The sequence below is a fragment of the Neoroseomonas alkaliterrae genome, from assembly GCF_014199195.1.
Classification (GTDB): Bacteria; Pseudomonadota; Alphaproteobacteria; order Acetobacterales; family Acetobacteraceae; genus Neoroseomonas; species Neoroseomonas alkaliterrae.
This window is the reverse complement of record NZ_JACIJE010000003.1, coordinates 32867-50271: the sequence shown is the minus strand read 5'-3', so window position 1 is coordinate 50271 and position 17405 is coordinate 32867. Positions and strand designations below refer to the sequence as shown.

General features: G+C 73.1%; 19 protein-coding genes. 7 read left to right on the top strand and 12 right to left on the bottom strand.

Going from position 1 to position 17405, the window contains the following annotated elements; translation table 11 throughout:
- Positions 1-22: 22 nt before the first annotated feature.
- Genes FHS88_RS06240 through FHS88_RS06205 form a run of 8 tightly spaced genes read right to left on the bottom strand, consistent with a single transcriptional unit; the run spans position 23 to position 6104 of the window.
- Positions 23-682: a type 1 glutamine amidotransferase gene (locus FHS88_RS06240; RefSeq protein WP_184482498.1), complete on the bottom strand. Its 660-nt coding sequence runs from the start codon at positions 680-682 to the stop codon at positions 23-25.
- A complete protein-coding gene (locus FHS88_RS06235) occupies positions 679-1236 on the bottom strand; it encodes a VUT family protein (protein WP_184482495.1) in 558 nt (185 codons plus the stop codon). Before FHS88_RS06235 ends, FHS88_RS06240 begins: the two co-directional genes overlap by 4 nt.
- Positions 1233-1937 (bottom strand): 7-cyano-7-deazaguanine synthase QueC, encoded by a 705-nt coding sequence (queC, locus tag FHS88_RS06230; protein ID WP_184482492.1) that lies wholly within the window; start codon positions 1935-1937, stop codon positions 1233-1235. The genes FHS88_RS06235 and queC overlap by 4 nt, the downstream gene beginning before the upstream one ends.
- Complete coding sequence (queG, locus tag FHS88_RS06225) at positions 1934-3049, bottom strand: tRNA epoxyqueuosine(34) reductase QueG (protein ID WP_408902339.1); 1116 nt, start codon at positions 3047-3049, stop codon at positions 1934-1936. The genes queC and queG overlap by 4 nt, the downstream gene beginning before the upstream one ends.
- Positions 3036-3509, bottom strand: coding sequence for a preQ(1) synthase (gene queF / locus FHS88_RS06220; protein WP_184482486.1), 474 nt, complete (start codon positions 3507-3509; stop codon positions 3036-3038). Before queF ends, queG begins: the two co-directional genes overlap by 14 nt.
- On the bottom strand, positions 3506-4633 hold the full coding sequence (gene tgt / locus FHS88_RS06215; RefSeq protein ID WP_184482483.1) for a tRNA guanosine(34) transglycosylase Tgt: 1128 nt from the start codon (positions 4631-4633) through the stop codon (positions 3506-3508). The genes queF and tgt overlap by 4 nt, the downstream gene beginning before the upstream one ends.
- Positions 4630-5691 (bottom strand): tRNA preQ1(34) S-adenosylmethionine ribosyltransferase-isomerase QueA, encoded by a 1062-nt coding sequence (gene queA / locus FHS88_RS06210; RefSeq protein WP_184482480.1) that lies wholly within the window; start codon positions 5689-5691, stop codon positions 4630-4632. The genes tgt and queA overlap by 4 nt, the downstream gene beginning before the upstream one ends.
- 50 nt (positions 5692-5741) lie before the next feature.
- A complete protein-coding gene (locus FHS88_RS06205; protein ID WP_184482477.1) occupies positions 5742-6104 on the bottom strand; it encodes a hypothetical protein in 363 nt (120 codons plus the stop codon).
- Positions 6105-6452: 348 nt separating this feature from the next.
- Between FHS88_RS06205 and FHS88_RS06200 the strand changes: the two genes are divergently transcribed.
- Both FHS88_RS06200 and FHS88_RS06195 read left to right on the top strand, forming a co-directional pair.
- Positions 6453-6932 (top strand): MaoC family dehydratase, encoded by a 480-nt coding sequence (locus tag FHS88_RS06200; protein WP_184482474.1) that lies wholly within the window; start codon positions 6453-6455, stop codon positions 6930-6932.
- A gap of 25 nt (positions 6933-6957) precedes the next feature.
- Entirely contained in the window at positions 6958-7491 is a 534-nt protein-coding gene (locus FHS88_RS06195; protein ID WP_184482471.1) for a carboxymuconolactone decarboxylase family protein, read from the top strand.
- 2 nt (positions 7492-7493) lie between these two features.
- On the opposite strand, the gene FHS88_RS06190 is transcribed toward FHS88_RS06195, so the two are convergent.
- Positions 7494-8426 carry a Bug family tripartite tricarboxylate transporter substrate binding protein gene (locus FHS88_RS06190; RefSeq protein ID WP_184482468.1) on the bottom strand — a complete coding sequence of 311 codons (933 nt, stop codon included), beginning with the start codon at positions 8424-8426 and terminating at the stop codon, positions 7494-7496.
- 130 nt (positions 8427-8556) lie between these two features.
- A complete protein-coding gene (locus tag FHS88_RS06185) occupies positions 8557-8766 on the bottom strand; it encodes a hypothetical protein (protein WP_184482465.1) in 210 nt (69 codons plus the stop codon).
- A gap of 140 nt (positions 8767-8906) precedes the next feature.
- Here FHS88_RS06185 and FHS88_RS06180 point away from each other — a divergent pair, with 140 nt between their 5' ends.
- Entirely contained in the window at positions 8907-10109 is a 1203-nt protein-coding gene (locus FHS88_RS06180; protein WP_184482461.1) for a Zn-dependent hydrolase, read from the top strand.
- Between the two features lie 14 nt (positions 10110-10123).
- Here the strand turns inward: FHS88_RS06180 and pdeM are convergent, their stop codons facing one another.
- Complete coding sequence (gene pdeM / locus FHS88_RS06175; RefSeq protein ID WP_184482458.1) at positions 10124-10813, bottom strand: ligase-associated DNA damage response endonuclease PdeM; 690 nt, start codon at positions 10811-10813, stop codon at positions 10124-10126.
- On the bottom strand, positions 10810-13353 hold the full coding sequence (locus tag FHS88_RS06170; protein ID WP_184482455.1) for a ligase-associated DNA damage response DEXH box helicase: 2544 nt from the start codon (positions 13351-13353) through the stop codon (positions 10810-10812). The genes pdeM and FHS88_RS06170 overlap by 4 nt, the downstream gene beginning before the upstream one ends.
- A 56-nt stretch (positions 13354-13409) precedes the next feature.
- Here FHS88_RS06170 and FHS88_RS06165 point away from each other — a divergent pair, with 56 nt between their 5' ends.
- From FHS88_RS06165 to FHS88_RS06150, 4 genes are all read left to right on the top strand, one after another.
- Positions 13410-14453 (top strand): ligase-associated DNA damage response exonuclease, encoded by a 1044-nt coding sequence (locus FHS88_RS06165; RefSeq protein ID WP_338146439.1) that lies wholly within the window; start codon positions 13410-13412, stop codon positions 14451-14453.
- Positions 14450-16057, top strand: coding sequence for a cisplatin damage response ATP-dependent DNA ligase (locus FHS88_RS06160; RefSeq protein ID WP_184482449.1), 1608 nt, complete (start codon positions 14450-14452; stop codon positions 16055-16057). The genes FHS88_RS06165 and FHS88_RS06160 overlap by 4 nt, the downstream gene beginning before the upstream one ends.
- A gap of 35 nt (positions 16058-16092) precedes the next feature.
- Entirely contained in the window at positions 16093-16533 is a 441-nt protein-coding gene (locus FHS88_RS06155) for a RidA family protein (protein ID WP_184482446.1), read from the top strand.
- An 82-nt stretch (positions 16534-16615) separates the two neighbouring features.
- Complete coding sequence (locus tag FHS88_RS06150) at positions 16616-17401, top strand: HpcH/HpaI aldolase family protein (RefSeq protein ID WP_184482443.1); 786 nt, start codon at positions 16616-16618, stop codon at positions 17399-17401.
- The last annotated feature ends 4 nt before the right edge of the window (positions 17402-17405 follow it).

Sequence of the window (17405 nt, the reverse complement as noted above, 5' to 3'; positions counted from 1 at the left end):
GCGCGGCCGTGGCGGCCGGGCGTCAGCCCGGCGCCAGCACCTCGCGGACCATCCGCGCATAGACCGGGGCCTGCGGGGGCATGGCCGCCGCGGCGGCGAGCACCGCCGGCCCGTCCACGCGGTCCGCGTAGCGTTCCACCCAGCCCGCGACGATGCCGGGCGTCGCCTCGGGGTGGAACTGCACGCCGAGGCGGTTCGCCTGCCGGAACACCTGCACCGTCCCGCCGTCGCGCGCGAGCACCTCGGCGCCGGGCGGGGGCGTGATGTGGTCGCCGTGCCACCGCACGAAGGGGCCTTGCCAGACCGGCTCGGCCGCCTCCGCATTGTCGAAGACGCCGAGGAAGGCGCGCCCCTGACCGATCGGCGCAGCATCGCCGCCGGTCGCCGCCGCCAGCATCTGTGCGCCGAAGCAGATGCCGATGATGGGCCGGCCCGCCTCGGCGAGCCGCGCGACGATGCCGCGCTGCGCCGCGATCCAGGGGATGTCCGTCTCGTAGACCCCATGCGGGGAGCCGAGCAGCACGACGAGGTCCGCGGCGCGCGCCGCATCCTCCTGCGCGGGCAGGGCCTCGCCGCTGACCACCATCAGGCGCGCACCGCCCTCGGCGAGCCAGGCGCCGAAGGCGCCCTCCGGCGCCGTCTCGGAATTGCGGACGATCAGCACCCGGCGGCCGGCGATCATGCCGGCTGGATCCCGAGCCTCTCGTCCCGCCGCCGCAGCGCCTGCACGAAGGGCAGCGCCAGCAGCACCATCCACGCCTTGCCGATCACCTGCCCGGCGAGGAAGTCGAGGCTGCCGAAGGCGAGCCAGAGGAACACCACGCTGTCCACGACCAGCCCCACCGCCCCGCTCGCCGCGACCGCCAGCACGAGGCGCCGTCGCTGCAGCGGCGTGTAGACGGCGAGGTCGGCGAACTCGCTCAGCAGGAACGCCACCGCGGAGGCGACGACCAGCGCCGGCGGGGCGAGAAAGGCCGAGAGCGCCGCCCCGGCGAGCACCGCGCCCGCCGCCCAGCCCACGCCGAGGCGCCGCTGCACGAGGTCCCGCAGCACCAGCGCGAGCCCGATCATCAGCACGCCCGAAGGCGCCATCACCCCGGGCGCGACCGGCACGAGGCAGGGTCCGCCCGGCACGCAGACCGTCCCGGCATGGCCGATCAGCCAGTTCGCCGCCGGGATGCAGAGGCCGAAGCCGATCAGCGCGAGCACGCCTTCCGCGCGCGGGGTGAGGGTCATAGCCGCTCCGACACAAAGGCCGCCCAGCCCTTGGCGCGCAGGTCGCAGGCCGGGCAGGTGCCGCAGCCGAAGCCCCAGGGATGGCGATGGGATCGGTCGCCGAGATAGCAGGAATGGGTGTGCTCGACCACCGCGGCCACCAGCGCCTGGCCGCCGAGGGCTTCCGCCAGGCGCCAGGTCGCGCCCTTGTCGAGCCACATCAGGGGGGTCTCCAGCACGAAGCGCCGCTCCATGCCGAGGTTGAGCGCCACCTGCATGGCCTTGATCGTGTCGTCGCGGCAATCGGGGTAGCCGGAGTAGTCCGTCTCGCAGACGCCGGCGACGATGCGGCGGAGGCCGCGCCGGTAGGCGAGCGCCGCGGCGAAGGCGAGGAAGACCAGGTTGCGGCCCGGAACGAAGGTGGTCGGCAGGCCATCCGCGCCCAGGGCGATCTCCGCCTCGCGCGTCAGCGCCGTCTCCGAGACCGCGCCCAGCGCATCGAGGCGCAGCAGGTGGTCGGGTCCCAGCCGTGCGCCCCATTCGGGGCTGATCGCGGGGATGGCGGCGCGGAAGGCCAGGCGGCAGTCGAGTTCCACGCGGTGCCGCTGGCCGTAGTCGAAGCCGATGGTCTCGACGCGCGCGAAGCGGTCGAGCGCCCAGGCGAGGCAGGTGGCGGAATCCTGCCCGCCGGAGAAGAGCACCAGCGCCGCCTCGTCCGTCATCGCTGTTCCTCCAGCCGTTCCGCAGCCCAGCGCGCGGCCTCGGCCACCACCGGGTCGGCATCCTCGCACAGCGCCTGGGCCGTGGCGCGCAGCGAGGCGTCGGCCGAGTTGCCGATGGCGATCATCACGTTGCGCACGAAGCGGCCGCGCCCGATGCGCTTGACGGGGCTGCCCGAGAACAGCGTGCGGAAGCCCGCATCGTCCAGTGCCGCGAGCGCGGCCAGCCGCGGCGCATCGAGCGCGGCGCGCGGCGCGAAGGCGGGTTCCTGATGCGCGCGGGCGAACTTGTTCCACGGGCAGACGGCGAGGCAGTCGTCGCAGCCATAGATGCGGTTGCCCATCAGCGGCCGCAGGTCGGGCTCGATCGGCCCGCGATGCTCGATCGTCAGGTAGGAGATGCAGCGCCGCGCATCGAGTTCGTAGGGCGCGGGGAAGGCCGCGGTCGGGCAGGCGTCGAGGCAGGCGCGGCAGGATCCGCAATGGTCCGTCTCCGCCGCGTCGGCGCCGAGGTCGAGGGTGGTGAAGACCTCGCCGAGAAACAGCCACGACCCGTATGCACGCGAGACGAGGTTGGTGTGCTTGCCCTGCCAGCCGAGCCCCGCGGCCTGGGCGAGCGGCTTCTCCATCACCGGCGCGGTGTCCACGAAGACCTTGATGCCCGTGCCCGGCCAACGCTCGGCCATCCAGCGCCCGAGCGCCTTCAGCCGCGACTTGAGCACGTCGTGGTAGTCGCGGTTGCGGGCATAGACGCTGATGGTGGCGCGGTCGCGCAGCGCGAGGGTGGCGAGCGGGTCCTCTTCGGGCGCGTAGTTCACCCCGAGCGCGATAACCGAGACGGCATCGGGCCAGAGCGCGCGGGGATGGGCGCGCTGCTCCGCGCGCTCGGCCATCCATCCCATGGAGCCGTGCCGCCCTTCGGCGAGGAAGCGCATCAGCCGCTCGCGCGCCTGCGGGGCGAGATGCGCTTTCGCGAACCCCACCGCATCGAAGCCCAGCGCGAGCGCGTGCTGCCTGACGGCATCCCGTGGCTCGAGGTTCCCAAAGGCTTTTCGGCCTTTGGCGGGGAGGTCGGCAGGGGCGGCGCCCCTCCGGGATGCGTCAGCCGCGCCCACGATACGGCTGCACATCCTGCGCCGGTATCCACACGCCTTCGGGTGGCGGGCCCGACTGCCAGAACACGTCGATCGGGATGCCGCCGCGCGGATACCAGTAGCCGCCGATGCGCAGCCAGACGGGCGAGAGCAACCCCACCAGCCGCTGCGCGATATCCAGCGTGCAGGACTCGTGGAACGCCCCGTGGTTGCGGAAGGATGCGAGGTATTGCTTGAGCGACTTGCTCTCGACGATCCATTCGCCCGGCACGTAGTCGATCACCAGATGCGCGAAGTCGGGCTGGCCGGTCAGCGGGCAGAGCGAGGTGAATTCCGGCGCGGTGAAGCGCACGCAGTAGTGCAGCCCCTTGTGCGGCGCGGGCACGCGCTCCAGCACCGCCTCGGCCGGGTTGACGGGCAGGGCGGTCTGGCGGCCGAGCTGCGTCAGACCGTGATACTCGTGGTCGGGGGCGCCGCTCATGCCGCCTTCTCCTCCTCGCCTGCGCGCCAGCCGGCCTCGATGCGCTGGGCGGCCTCCTCGAAGGTGCCCGACAGGATGGCGGCGCGCAGCTCCGCCATCAGGTCCTGATAGTACTGGATGTTGTGCCAGGTCAGCAGCATCGGCCCGAGCATCTCCCCCGCCTTGAACAGGTGATGCAGATAGGCGCGGGAATGCCGCCGGCAGGCCGGGCAGCCGCAATCGGGGTCGAGCGGGCCGTCGTCATCGGCATGCCGCGCGTTGCGGATGTTGAGCACGCCGCGCCGCGTATAGGCCCGCCCCGTGCGCCCCGAGCGCGTCGGCATCACGCAGTCGAACATGTCGATGCCGCGCCGCACGGCGCCCACGAGGTCCGACGGCGTGCCGACGCCCATCAGGTAGCGCGCGCGATCCTTGGGCAGCAGCGGCACGGTGGCATCGAGGACGGAGAACATCATCTCCTGCCCCTCGCCGACCGCGAGGCCGCCGACGGCATAGCCCTCGAAGCCGATGCGCGTCAGCGCCTCCACGCTCTCCGCGCGCAGGTCGGGATAGGTGCTGCCCTGCACGATGCCGAACAGGCCGTGGCCTTCGCGTTCCACGAAGGCGTCGCGGCAGCGCGCCGCCCAGCGCATGGACAGGCGCATGGACTCCGCCGCCTGCTTCTCGGTGGCCGGGAAGGGCGTGCATTCGTCGAGGCACATCGTCACGTCGGCGCCGAGCAGGCGCTGGATCTCGACGCTGCGCTCCGGCGTCAGGCGGTGCTTCGACCCGTCCACATGGCTCCGGAAGGTGACGCCCTGCTCGTCCATCTTGCGGAGGCCGGCGAGCGACATGACCTGGAAGCCGCCGGAATCCGTCAGGATCGGCCCGTGCCAGTCCATCATGCGGTGCAGCCCGCCGAGCCGCGCCACGCGCTCCGCCCCCGGGCGCAGCATCAGGTGATAGGTGTTGCCGAGGACCATGCGCGCACCCGTGGCGCGCACCGCGTCGGCCGTCATCGCCTTCACCGTCCCGGCGGTGCCGACGGGCATGAAGACGGGCGTCGGCACCTCGCCATGGGCGGTGTGCAGCACGCCCGCGCGCGCCGCGCCATCCCGCGCCGCGAGGCTCCAGTGCAGGCTCACGCCGCGCGCTCCAGCAGCGTGGCGTCGCCGTAGGAGTAGAAGCGGTAGCCCGCCGCGATGGCGTGGGCATAGGCGGCCTTCATCCGCTCCGTGCCGGCGAAGGCGCAGACCAGCATGAAGAGCGTGCTCCGCGGCAGGTGGAAATTGGTCATCAGGAGGTCCGCGCTGCGGAAGCGGTGGCCGGGCAGCAGGTAGATGTCGGTCAGGCCGCGGAAGGGATGGATCCTTCCCGCCTCGTCCACCGCGCTTTCCAGCAGCCGCAGCGCGGTGGTGCCGACGGCGAGGATGCGCCCGCCGGCCTCCCGCGCGGCGTTGATCGCGCCGGCGGCCCCGGCGCCGACCTCCCCCCATTCCGCGTGCAGCCGATGCGCGCGCGGGTTCTCGCTACGCAGCGGCAGGAAGGTGCCGGCGCCGACATGCAGCGTGACGGTGGCGCGCGTCACGCCGCGCGCGGCGATGGCGGCGAGCAGCGCCTCCGTGAAGTGCAGGCTGGCCGTGGGCGCGGCGACGGCGCCGGGGCGCGCGGCGAAGACCGGCTGGTAGTCCTCCGCATCCTCGGGCCGCGGCCCGTCCGGGCGTGCGATGTAGGGCGGCAGGGGGACTTCCCCGGCCTTCTCCAGGGCGGCGGCCAGCGCGGCCTGATCCGGCCCGAATTCGAGGCGCACGGCCCCGCCCTCCGGCGCCTCGAGCACGGTGGCGGTGCAGTCCTCGGCGCCTTCGATGGCGATGCGGTCGCCCGCGCGCAGGCGGCGCGCGTTGCGCACCAGCGCGTGCCAGACGCCGCCGCCCTCGGCGCGGTTGAGCATGATCTCGAGCCGCGCCTCCCCGCGCCGGGCGCGCAGGCGGGCGGGAATGACGCGGGTGTCGTTCACCACCATCACGTCCCCGGGCGCGAGCAGGCCCGGCAGGTCGCGCACCCCGGCATCGCGCGGCCCGCCCGGCCCGACGACCAGCATCCGCGCGGCATCGCGCGGCCGCGCCGGGGCCTGGGCGATCAGCCGCTCGGGCAGGGCGAAGTCGAAGTCGGCGGTGCGAAGGGGAGGGGGGCTGCCGGTCACGGGGGCGGCGGGTAGCCCGGCCGCTCACCGGGCGCAACCGCCGCGGCCCTTCACCCGCGCACGAACCGCCAGGCGCGCTCGCAGGAGGGGTGGGAGAAGGTCGCGGCCATGCCGCGCTCGGTGAAGCGGCCGGCGAAGCGGGACTGGCCGGAAACGATGGAGAAGCCCCCATCGGCGGCGACCGGCCCCTCGAAGCGGATGCCCGCCTGCGGGCTGTAGAGGATGCTCAGGCGCCCGCCCTGCACGGTGAGGCGGTTGTTCACCGTCTCCGGTCCGCAATCCGTGCCGCGGCCCCGGTTGGCCGTCAGCGTGCCGCGACCGACCCAGGTGCCGTCGAAGGGGCCGGCGGTCTGCGCCTCGGCGGCGATGCCGGGCAGGAGACCGAGACCAAGGGCAAGCAGGACGTTCCGCATGGCACACCTTCCTGTCGCTCGCCCGGCACGGCGATCCTAGGCGCTGCCGGTGCCATCGCGCAACGATCCGCCTTCCGCGCCGCTTGCGCGCGCCCCGCTCTCGACTAGCCTGCGCGAGGCAACGGCGGGATGCTCGATGGGCGGGATTTTCGGCGGGCAACCGCGGCGGGCCGCGGCCGGCAATGGCGGCGGTGTTCCGCACCCGCAGATCAGCGATGCGCGCGCGGCCCGTCCGCGCGCCTGCGCGCCGCCAGCCGGGCCCGGGAAAGGCGCAACCGGGGGCCGTGGCGATCCTCCGCACGGCATGACCGTCGCCGATCCGGCGCGCGAGAGGGAGTTCGGCCGCCCATGAGCACCTTCGACCCCGCATCGCACCGCCTGGTGCCCGACCAGCGCTGGTTCGAGGACTTCGCCCTGGGCGAACGCTTCGTGCTGCCGAGCCGGACCATGACCGAGGCGATCTTCCTCGCCTTCCAGGCCGCCTCCGGCGACAACCATCCGGTCCATTACGATGCGGAATACTGCCGCGCGCGCGGCATGCCGCAGATGCTCGCCCATGGCTTCCAGATCGTGATCCAGACCGCGGCCGGCGCGGGGCTTTTCCCGCACATGGTCGAGGAGAGCCTCAAGGGCTTTCTCGACCAGTCGAGCCGCTTCCTGCACCCGGTCTTTGCCGGCGACACGCTCTACCCGGCGCTCGAAGTGGACGAGCTGACGCCCCAGCGCACGACTGGCGTGCTCGGCTTGCGCAGCACCGTGCACAACCAGAGGGGCGTGCTGGTGATGGATGGCCGCCAGCGCTACCTGCTGCGCCGCCGCCCCGCCTGAACCCCGCTCCGCCACGGAGGACCCCATGGCCCGCATTCCCTATGCCGATCCCGCCCTGCCCGAGCATCGCGAGGCGGCCGAGACCATCCGCGCCTCGCGCAAGCGGATCGGCCATCTGCACCGGATGCTGCTGCACGCCCCGCCCATCGCGCAGGGCTGGATCGCCCTGTTCGACGCGGTGCGCTGGAAATCCACCCTGCCGGGCAAGATCCGCGAGCTGATGATGTGCCGCGTCGCGGCGATCAACGACGCGCCCTATGAATGGGAGGCCCACGCCCCGCTGGCCCTGCAGGAGGGCGCGACCCAGGCGCAGCTCGACGCGCTGCGGGACTGGGAGGCGAGCGACGCCTTCGACCCGACGGAACGCGCGGCGCTCGCCTATTGCGACGCGATGACGCGGGAGGTGCATGTCCCGGAGGCCATCGCCCAAGCGGTGCGGGACGCCTTCCCGCCGCGCCAGCTGGTGGAGCTGACCGTCACCATCGCCGGCTACAACTGCGTCTCCCGCGTGCTCGAAGCCCTCGACATCAAGGGCTCCGACCCGCTGCCCGAAGGCTGAGGTCAGTCGGCGGCGCGCAGCCCGGCCGCCTCGATCAGGGCGCGGAACTTCTCGCTCTCGGCCCGCGAGAAGGCGGCGAAGTCGGCGCGGTTGCGGTAGAGGATGGGCTGCGCGACGCGCGTCATGCCGGCCACCACATCGGGATGGCGCATCGTCCGGTCGCAGGCCGCCTCGAGCCGCGCGAGCACCGGCTCGGGCGTGCCCGCGGGCGCATAGAGGCCGGACCAGATCGTGTAGACGAGGTCGTAGCCCGCCTCCCGCATCGTCGGCACATCGGGGAAGTCCGGGTTGCGCGTCTCGGTCAGGAAGGCGATGGGGTGCAGCTCGTACTGGCGGATCAGCAGCGTCTGGTCGGTGAAGAGCTGCACCTGCCCCTGCTGGAAGGCGAGCATCACCTCGCCCGATCCGCGATAGGGGATGTGGTTCAGCTCCACATTCGCAAGCCGCATCAGCCCGACCATGGCGATGTGCGGGATGGTGCCGTGGCCGGTCGAGGCGAAGGGGAAGCCCTGGCCCTCCCGCCGCGCGCGCGCGATCACGTCCGCGACCGTCCGCAGGCCGGAGTTCCGCGGCGTCATCATCACCACCGGGCTCGAGGCCACCTGGCAGATCGCCTCGAAGCTCTGCAGCGAATAGGACAGGTTGCGCCTGTAATGCGGCTGGATCGCCACCGGACCGACGGGCGAGAACAGGATGGTCTGCCCGTCCGGCCGTGCCCGCGCCGCTTCCGCCGTGCCGATGGTGCCCGCCGCGCCGGCGACGTTGCGCACCACGACGGGCTGGCCGAGCGCGGCCGCCATCTCGGTCTGCATCAGGCGGCCGACGATGTCCGTCGGCCCGCCGGCGGCGAAGTTCACGATCATCTGCACCTGAGCCTGGGCAGGCAGCACGGGCAGCATCACGGCCGCGGCGAGCGCGGTCAGCATCGTCCTCATGCGCGTCCTCCATCGCCCCGCTTCTCGGTGCGGGTTCCGGGGGAAGGCTAGACGCGATGAGGCGGGCGCGGAAGCGATATGGGCGGGCGAGCCGTCGCCCGCCCGGCGCGAGACGCCTTGCGGCTTACGCTCAGGCGCCCTTGGCGGCGAGGGCGCCGAGGGTGCCGGCCATCATCGCGAGCGCGGCGAGCCCCCGCAGATGGTCGGCATCGCCGAGCGGAACGCGCATCAGCGTGCCGGACTGGCTGCGCAGATGCAGCTCGGCGCCGCGGGCGGATTCGAGGAGGGCCACCGAGGACACATCCTCGGGGCGGCGACGGTTGGCAGCCAGATCGGACATGTTTTTCGGCCTTTCCGACAGGTTCGCCGCGGTTTGCGGGCACCGCTACGAAAGCGCATCGGCCTTTCCGGGCGGTTAACGCGGCTTGTCGTCGCCTGTTCCGCGCCGCAGCATGGCGGGACGACGAAAGGACCATGCCCATGCCCCGGATCGACGCCGAACGCTTCCTCCGCGACCTCAACGACCTCCGGCAGATCGGCGCCTACAAGACCGGCGTGCATCGCCCGACCTACTCCCCGCAGGACATGGAATCGCGCCGCTGGCTGATGGAGCGCATGGCCGAGATCGGCCTCGAACCCAGCATCGACGGCATCGGCAACGTCTATGGCCGCCACAAGGGGCCGGGGCCGCATCTGCTCGTCGGCAGCCATATCGAGAGCCAGAACTACGCCGGCTGGCTGGACGGCGCGCTCGGCGTCGTCGCGGGCCTCGCGCTCGCGCGGGCCGGGCTGCCGGTGGATGTCTGCGCCTTCGCCGACGAGGAAGGCCATTTCGAGGGCGGCTTCCTCGGCTCCCGCTCGATCATCGGCGAACTGAGCGAGGAGGAGATCGACCGCAGCCGCAGCCGCAACGACGGCACGCCGCTGCGCGAGGCGCTCGCCGCCGCGGGGCTTGCCGGCAAGCCGCGCATGACGCTCGAACCCGGCCGCCACAAGGGCTTCTTCGAGATGCACATCGAGCAGGGCCGCGTCCTCGAGAGCAGCGGCCTGCGCATTGGCGTCGTCACCGGCATCGTCGCGATCTGGCAGTATCGCATCGTCTTCGAGGGCCAGCAGAACCACGCCGGCACCACGACCATGGCCGAGCGGCGCGACGCCGGCCTCTCGGCCATCCGCCTGCTGGCGCGGATAGACGAGGAGTTCCCGCGCGTCGCCGCCGAGCGCAGCGTCTGGACGGCGGGGCGCATCACGCTCGATCCCGGCGCCCCCTCGATCATCCCCGGGCGTGCGGAGGTGCTGTTCCAGTTCCGCGATGTCTCGCCCGAGGTGCTGGAACGGATGGACGCGGCGCTGCGCGCCCTGGTGCGCGAGAGCAACCGCCGCGAGAAATGCCCCGCCACCATCGAGCAGATGAGCCGCGCCACGCCCGCGCTGTGCGATCCGGCGATGATGGCCGCCCTCGACGCCGCCGCCGAGGAGGAGGCGCCCGGCGCCTGGAGCCGCATGCCCTCGGGCGCGGGCCACGACGCGCAGTACATCGCCAAGCGCATGCCGGTGGCGATGCTCTTCCCGCCCTCGATCGGCGGCATCAGCCATCACTGGACCGAGGACACGAAGCCCGAGGATCTCGCGCTGGCCTGCCAGGTGCTCGCGAACGGGGCGGCGCGCTTCCTCGCCGCCTGACGGGCGGGGCGGCGCTAGGCGGCCGGCGCGCCCGCGCGGCGCAGCGCCGCGGGGAAGGAATAGAGGCGCTCGGCGCCGAGCAGGAATACGCGCGCCCCGCGCGGGAAGAGCCCGGCGACCGCCGGATCGCCGACATCGAGCCCGCCCGTGAAGGCGCCGAAGGCGGGCAGCAGCAGCCGCCGCCCGTCCGAGACGAAGCACGGGCGCACCACGCCCCCCGCGCGCGTCGGCGCCGCCGCCTTGGGGTGCAGATGGCCCGCCACCTCGCCCGTCGCGCGCGCCTGCGGCACGTGGCGGAACACCAGCGGGCCGTCGGCGTGTTCCGCCACCGCGACACCCGGCAGGCCGGCGGGCGGGGAGGGATCGTGGTTGCCCGCGACCCAGACCGCCTCCATCCCCGCCAGCGCCTGCACCAGCGCCGCCCGCTCCGCCGCGCCGAGCCGCCCCGCGCCGGCATCGTCGTGGAAACTGTCGCCGAGGAACACCACACGCTGCGGCCGGTAGCGGCGCAGCAGCGGGAACAGCCGGCCGAGCGTCTCCCGCGTGTCGTAGGGCGGCAGCAGGCGCCCGCGCGCGGCGAAGGCGCTGCCCTTCTCGAGATGCAGGTCGGCCACGCAGAGCAGCCGCCGCGCCGGCCAGTGCAGCACGCCGGCGGGGTCGAGCATCAGCCGCTCGCCGGCGATGTGGAGGGGGGCGGCGCTCATCGGCCCGTCACCATGCGCGGGGCGCTGCGCACCCAGTGCGAGCGCCGCCGCGCGCGTTCCTTCTCCCGCGTCACCGAGGTTCCGCGCGGCGCGACCTTCCCGGTCACCTCGGCGAGCACCTCGGCGAAATGCTCGGCGCCGTCCGTCGCCTCCTCCACCAGCGCGGCGGCTTCGGCGAGCAGCGCCTCCTCCGCCCCGCCCGCCACCCATTCGCGCCCTTCCTCGATCAGCACCGGCACGGCGAGCGGCGAGACGCGGTCGAGCACGCGATGCCGGATGCGGCCCTTCACGCGCGCGAGCAGGGCGGCGATGCGCGCGACGTCCGTCAGCCCCTGCGCGGCCTCGGCGCGCGTCGCGCGCAGCAGGATGTGGTCCGGCTCATGCCGGCGCAGCACGTCGTAGATCAGGTCGGCATTCATCGTCATCTGGCGGCCCGACTTCTCCTGGCCCGGGTGGGTCTTCTCGATCAGCCCGGCGATGGTCGCGACATGGCGGAAGGTCCGCCGCAGCATGGAGGATTCCGCCAGCCATTCCTCCATCTCGTCGCCCAGGATGTCCTCGGCGAAGAGGTCGTCCATGCCGGCCGGCTCGAAGGCCGACCAGATGGTCAGCGCGTAGTCCGTGCCGACATAGCCGAGCGGCCCGAAACCGCGGCGCTCCATCCGCTTCGTCACCAGGAGCCCGAGCGTCTGGTGGGCGAGCCGCCCCTCGAAGGTGTAGGCCACCAGGAACCACTTGCCGCCGCGCGGGAAGGTCTCGACCAGCAGCCCCTCGCGCGGCGGCAGTTCGGATCTCATCCGCTGCAGCCGCAGCCATTCGCGCACCGGCTCGGGAAGATGCCGCCAGCGCCTCGGATCGGAGAGGATGGCGCGCACCCGCGCCGCGAGCCAGGTGGTCAGCGGCATGCGCGTGCCGGCATAGACGGGCACGCGCGGCTCGCCCTCGCCGCCGCGCGAGACGATGACGGCGCCGGGATCGAGCCTTTCGTAGCGCAGCACCTGCCCGCCGAAGAGGAAGCAGTCGCCGGGCTCGAGCGTGGAGACGAACCACTCCTCCACCTCGCCCAGCACCCCGCCGCCGCGGATGCGCACCTTGACCATCGGCGTCTCGACGATGGTGCCGAGGTTCATCCGCAGCTGCCGCGCCACCGCCGTGCCACGCACATGCACCTTCCCCTCGGCATCGCGGAACAGCTTGCGGAAGCGGTCATAGGCCTGAAGCGCGTAGCCGCCATCCTCGACGAAGCGCAGCACGTCGTCGAAGTCGCGACGCGGCAGCGCGGCATAGGGGCCGGCGCTGGTGACCTCGGCATAGAGAGCATCCGGGTGGAAGGGCGCGCTGCACGCCATGGCCAGCACATGCTGCGCCAGCACGTCGAGCCCGCCGGGCCGCGGCGGCTCGCCGTCCAGCTCCCCCGCCGCCACGGCTTCGGTCGCGGCGACGCATTCGACCACCTCGAAGCGGTTGGCCGGCACCAGCACGGCGCGGGAGGGCTCGTCCATGCGGTGGTTGGCTCGCCCCACCCGTTGCAGCAGACGCGAGACACCCTTCGGCGCGCCGACCTGGATCACCTGGTCCACATCGCCCCAGTCGATGCCGAGGTCGAGCGAGGCGGTGGCCACCACCGCGCGCAGCCGCCCCTCGGCCATCGCGGCCTCGACCTTGCGGCGCAGGCCGATCTCGAGGCTGCCATGGTGCATGGCGATGGGCAGCGCGGCCTCGTTCAGCCGCCACAGCGCGGCGAAGATGAGTTCCGCCTGGGCGCGGGTGTTGACGAAGACGATCGTCACCCGCGCGGCCGCGATCCGGCGGTAGATCTCCGGCGCCGAGGCGAGGCCCATATGCCCGCCCCAGGGCAGGCGCCCCTCCGGCAGTTGCAGGTCGAAGACCGGCGCGGCGCCGCCGCGCGTCTCGATCAGGCGCACATCCTCCGCCCGCGCGCTGGGCGAAAGCCAGGCGCGGAGCGCCCCGGGGTGCGCGACCGTGGCCGAAAGCCCGACGCGCCGCGCCGCGGGCGCGAGCCGCGCCAGCCGCGCCATGCCCAGTGCCAGCTGGTCCCCGCGCTTGGTGCCCGCGAGCGCATGCGCCTCGTCCACGATGATGGCGCAAAGGCCTTCGAACATCGCCGGCGCATCGGGCAGGGAGAGCAGCAGCGTCAGGCTTTCCGGCGTGGTCAGCAGCATCTGCGGCGGGCGCTCGCGCTGCCGCTGCCGCCGGTTCGCGGGCGTGTCGCCGGTGCGCGTCTCGATGCGGATGGCAAGGCGCATCTCGGCGACAGGCGCGGTCAGGTTGCGCGCGATGTCCACCGCCAGCGCCTTGAGCGGCGAGACATAGAGCGTGTGCAGCCCCTCCCGCGGCGCGCGCGCGAGATCCACGAGCGAGGGCAGGAAGCCCGCGAGCGTCTTGCCGCCCCCGGTCGGCGCGAGCAGCAGGGCATGCTCGCCGCGCCGTGCCGCCTCCAGCAGCGCCAGCTGGTGCGGCCGCGGCGTCCAGCCGCGCGCGGCGAACCAGCCGGCGAAGGGTTCTGGCAATGTTCTCATCGGCGGGCCAATATGGCGGCGGTTCCCCGAGCCGGGAAGCCGCCCATATGCGCCCCGTGACAGCACCCCACCCCGAGACCTGGCTGAAGGTGACGCCCGCCGGCCTGTTCTGCGAGCCCGGCGGCTTCTTCATCGACCCGACGCGCGCGGTGGACCGCGCCGTGATCAGCCACGGCCATTCGGACCACGCCCGGCCCGGCCATGCGCATGTACTCGCGACAGCCGAGACGCTCGCCATCATGAGCGCGCGCATGGGCGAGGGCAGGGCGGGGGTGAGCCAGCAGGCGCTGCGCTTCGGCGAGACGCTCGATGTCAACGGCGTCAGGCTCTGGCTGCGCCCGGCGGGGCATGTGCTGGGCTCGGCGCAGGTCTGCCTCGAATGGCGCGGGGCGCGCGTGGTCGTCTCGGGCGACTACAAGCGCCGGCCCGACCCCACCGCCGCGGGCTTCGAGCCCGAGCCCTGCGACGTCTTCGTCACCGAGGCGACCTTCGCCCTCCCGGTCTTCCGCCACCCGCCGCCCGAGGCGGAGATCGCGCGCCTGCTGCGCTCGGTGGCGCTGTTCCCCGAGCGGACGCATGTCGTCGGCTGCTACTCGCTCGGCAAATGCCAGCGCCTTGCCGCGATGCTGCGGCAGGCGGGCTGGGAGGCGCCGATCCACCTGCACGGCGCCCATGTCGCGCTGTGCCGCACCTACGAGGCGCTCGGCATCCCCCTCGGCCCGCTGCGCACCGCGACGGTGGCGAAGAAGGAGGACCTCAAGGGCGCGATCGTGCTCGCGCCGCCCTCGGCCATCGCCGACCGCTGGGCGCGGCGCCTTGCCGAGCCGGTGGTCTGCAACGCCTCGGGCTGGATGCGGGTGCGCCAGCGCGCGAAGCAGGGCGGGGTGGAGCTGCCGCTCGTCATCTCCGACCATGCCGACTGGGACGAGCTGCTCGCCACCGCGGAGGAGGTCCAGGCGCCCGAGGTCTGGGTGACGCATGGGCGCGAGGATGCGCTCATCCATGCGCTGGGCCAGCGCGGCATCCGCGGCCGCGCGCTGCACCTCGTCGGCCGCGGGGAGGAGGACGAGGGCGAAGCCCCCGGCGAGGCCGCCGCATGAGCCTCTCCGCCTTCGCGGCCCTGCTCGAGCGCCTGGTCTTCACGCCCGGGCGGAATGCGAAACTCGCCCTGCTCCGGCAGTGGTTCGCCGAGCAGCCCGACCCCGAGCGCGGCATCGGCCTTGCCGCGCTGACCGAGGAGCTGCGCCTCTCCGCCGCCAGGCCCGCGATGATCCGCGAGCTGGTGATGACGTGCACGGATCCCGAGCTCTGGCGCCTCTCCTACGACTATGTCGGCGACATGGCCGAGACGGTGGCGCTGATCTGGCAGCCGCGCGCGGGCGTCAACGCGCCGCCGCCGGCGCTCTCGGATGTCGTCGCCGCGCTGGAGGCGGCGCCGAAGGCGGAGATCCCGGCGCTGATCGCCGGCTGGCTAGACACGCTCGATGCCGGCGGGCGGCTCGCGCTCATCAAGCTGGTCACGGGGGGGTTGCGCGTCGGCGTCTCGGCCCGCCTCGCGCGCGTTGCGCTCGCCGAATGGTCCGGCCGGCCGGTCGAGGAGATCGAGGAGGTCTGGCACGGCGTCAGCCTGCCCTATGCGCCGCTGTTCCGCTGGCTGGACGGCACGGGGCCGCGCCCGGACCCGCGCGAGGCCCCCGTCTTCCGCCCGCTGATGCTCGCCCATCCGCTGGAAGCCGCAGATCTCGCCGCCCTGCGCGCCGAGGAGTGGCGCGCCGAGTGGAAATGGGACGGCATCCGCGTCCAGCTCGTCGCCGGCCCCGGCGGGCGGCGGCTCTTCTCGCGCGGGGGCGAGGACATCTCCGCCGCCTTCCCCGAGATCCTCGCCGCGATGGATTTCCATGCCGTCCTCGACGGCGAGCTGCTCGTCATCCGCGACGGCGAGGTCGCACCCTTCGCCGATCTGCAGCAGCGCCTGAATCGCAAGACCGTCACGGCGAAGATGCAGCGCGACCATCCGGCGGCGGTGCGGCTCTACGATCTGCTCTTCGACGCAGAGGAGGATCTGCGCCCGCTGCCCTTCGACGCGCGGCGCGCGCGCCTCGAATCCTGGCACGCGCGCGCGGCACCGGCGCGCATGGACCTCTCGGCCCTCGTTCCCTTCGACAGCCTCGATGCGCTCGCCCGGCTGCGCGAGGGTGCGCGCGCCGCCGCGATCGAGGGGCTGATGCTCAAGCGCGCCGATGCGCCCTATGTGTCGGGGCGCGTGAAGGGGCTGTGGTGGAAGTGGAAGCGGGAGCCTCTCACGGTGGATGCGGTGCTGATGTACGCCCAGCGCGGCCACGGCAGGCGCAGCAGCTTCTATTCCGACTACACCTTCGGCGTCTGGCGCGAGGACGGCGAGCTCGTGCCGATCGGCAAGGCCTATTCCGGCTACACGGACGAGGAGCTCGCCTGGCTCGACCGCTGGATCCGCAACAACACGGTCAACCGCTTCGGCCCCGTGCGGGAGGTGGAGCGCGGCCTGGTGCTGGAAGTGGCCTTCGACGCGGTGCAGCGCAGCAGCCGGCACAAGTCGGGCGTGGCGCTGCGCTTTCCGCGCATCGCGCGCATCCGGCGCGACAAGCCGGCGGAGGAGGCGGACCGCCTCGCGACGGTCGAGGCGATGATCGCCTCCGCGCTTGCGGAAGGGGAGCGGCCCGGGTGACCCTCGGCCGGCCACCAGCCGGCCAGGAGACCGCCATGATCCGCCTTCCCGCCCTCGCCGCCCTCGCGCTGCTGCTGCCCCTCGCCGCGACCGCCCAGGACCGCGTCATCGCCACCCGCAACGCGCCGGAGGCGATCGGCCCCTACAGCCAGGCGATCCGCGTGGGCAACACGCTCTACCTCGCGGGCCAGATCGCGCTCGACCCGCGGACCAACCAGATGATCGCCGACCGCAGCATCGAGGCCGAGACGCGCCAGGTGCTCGACAACCTGCGCGCGGTGGTCGAGGCGGCGGGCTTCTCCATGTCCGACATCGTCTCGACCACCGTGTTCATGGCCGACCTGAACGAGTTCGCGCGCATGAACGCCGTCTATGCCACCTACTTCCCGACCAATCCGCCGGCGCGCGCCACCGTGCAGGCCGCCCGGCTGCCGCGCGACGTGAGGATCGAGATCGCCGCCATCGCGGCGCGCTGAGCGGGCCGCGGCGCCCGCCGATTGACCGCCCCGGGCCTGCGTGGTGCCCTGCGCGCCACGCAACCCCGGGGGAAACGCCGCCATGCCCATCGCACCCAACCTGGCCCGCCGCCGCCTCGAAGCCGGCGAACTCGCCCTCGGCTTCGGCGTGCATCACCTGCGCACGCCCGCCGTCGGCATGATCGCCGCCGCCTCCGGCTTCGACTGGCTGTTCATCGACATGGAGCACGGCGCGATGAGCGTGGACGATGCCACGCGCATGGCGATGGCCGCGCTCAGCCAAGGTGTCACGCCGATCGTGCGCGTGTGCAAGGACGCGCTGTTCGAGGGCACGCGCTGCCTCGACAACGGCGCGATGGGCGTGGTGGTGCCGCATGTGGACACGGCCGAGGAAGCCGCCGCCGTGGTCCGCGCCTTCCGCTACCCGCCGCTCGGCGAGCGCTCCTGGGGCGGCCCGCCGGCGCAATACGGCTTCGTCGTCGCCGACACCGCCGCCGCGCAGCGCGAACTCAACGCCGAGATCCTGGTCTGCGTGATGATCGAGACGCCGGAGGCGGTCGCGAATGCCGATGCCATCGCCGCCGTGCCCGGGGTGGACAGCCTGATGATCGGCACCTCCGACCTCACGGCCTCGATGGGCATCGCGGGGCAGATCGGCCATCCGGATGTGCGCGCCGCCTATGCGAAGGTCGCCGCGGCCTGCAAGGCGCATGGCAAGCACATGGGCATGGGCGGCGTCTATGACGAGACGGTTGCGCCGGACTACATCGCGCTCGGCGCGCGCTTCCTGCTCTCCGGTTCCGACCATGCCTTCCTGATGGCTGGCGGCGGCGCGCGGGCGCGCTTCCTGCGTGGCCTCCAGGCCTGACCCG

Bases quoted from the DNA above. Each gene is read 5' to 3' on its own strand.
- FHS88_RS06240 (WP_184482498.1), bottom strand. From the start codon at position 682: ATGATCGCCGGCCGCCGGGTGCTGATCGTCCGCAATTCCGAGACGGCG.
- FHS88_RS06235 (WP_184482495.1), bottom strand. From the start codon at position 1,236: ATGACCCTCACCCCGCGCGCGGAAGGCGTGCTCGCGCTGATCGGCTTC.
- queC (WP_184482492.1), bottom strand. From the start codon at position 1,937: ATGACGGACGAGGCGGCGCTGGTGCTCTTCTCCGGCGGGCAGGATTCC.
- queF (WP_184482486.1), bottom strand. From the start codon at position 3,509: ATGAGCGGCGCCCCCGACCACGAGTATCACGGTCTGACGCAGCTCGGC.
- FHS88_RS06205 (WP_184482477.1), bottom strand. From the start codon at position 6,104: ATGCGGAACGTCCTGCTTGCCCTTGGTCTCGGTCTCCTGCCCGGCATC.
- FHS88_RS06200 (WP_184482474.1), top strand. From the start codon at position 6,453: ATGAGCACCTTCGACCCCGCATCGCACCGCCTGGTGCCCGACCAGCGC.
- FHS88_RS06195 (WP_184482471.1), top strand. From the start codon at position 6,958: ATGGCCCGCATTCCCTATGCCGATCCCGCCCTGCCCGAGCATCGCGAG.
- FHS88_RS06190 (WP_184482468.1), bottom strand. From the start codon at position 8,426: ATGAGGACGATGCTGACCGCGCTCGCCGCGGCCGTGATGCTGCCCGTG.
- FHS88_RS06185 (WP_184482465.1), bottom strand. From the start codon at position 8,766: ATGTCCGATCTGGCTGCCAACCGTCGCCGCCCCGAGGATGTGTCCTCG.
- FHS88_RS06180 (WP_184482461.1), top strand. From the start codon at position 8,907: ATGCCCCGGATCGACGCCGAACGCTTCCTCCGCGACCTCAACGACCTC.
- pdeM (WP_184482458.1), bottom strand. From the start codon at position 10,813: ATGAGCGCCGCCCCCCTCCACATCGCCGGCGAGCGGCTGATGCTCGAC.
- FHS88_RS06170 (WP_184482455.1), bottom strand. From the start codon at position 13,353: ATGAGAACATTGCCAGAACCCTTCGCCGGCTGGTTCGCCGCGCGCGGC.
- FHS88_RS06160 (WP_184482449.1), top strand. From the start codon at position 14,450: ATGAGCCTCTCCGCCTTCGCGGCCCTGCTCGAGCGCCTGGTCTTCACG.
- FHS88_RS06155 (WP_184482446.1), top strand. From the start codon at position 16,093: ATGATCCGCCTTCCCGCCCTCGCCGCCCTCGCGCTGCTGCTGCCCCTC.
- FHS88_RS06150 (WP_184482443.1), top strand. From the start codon at position 16,616: ATGCCCATCGCACCCAACCTGGCCCGCCGCCGCCTCGAAGCCGGCGAA.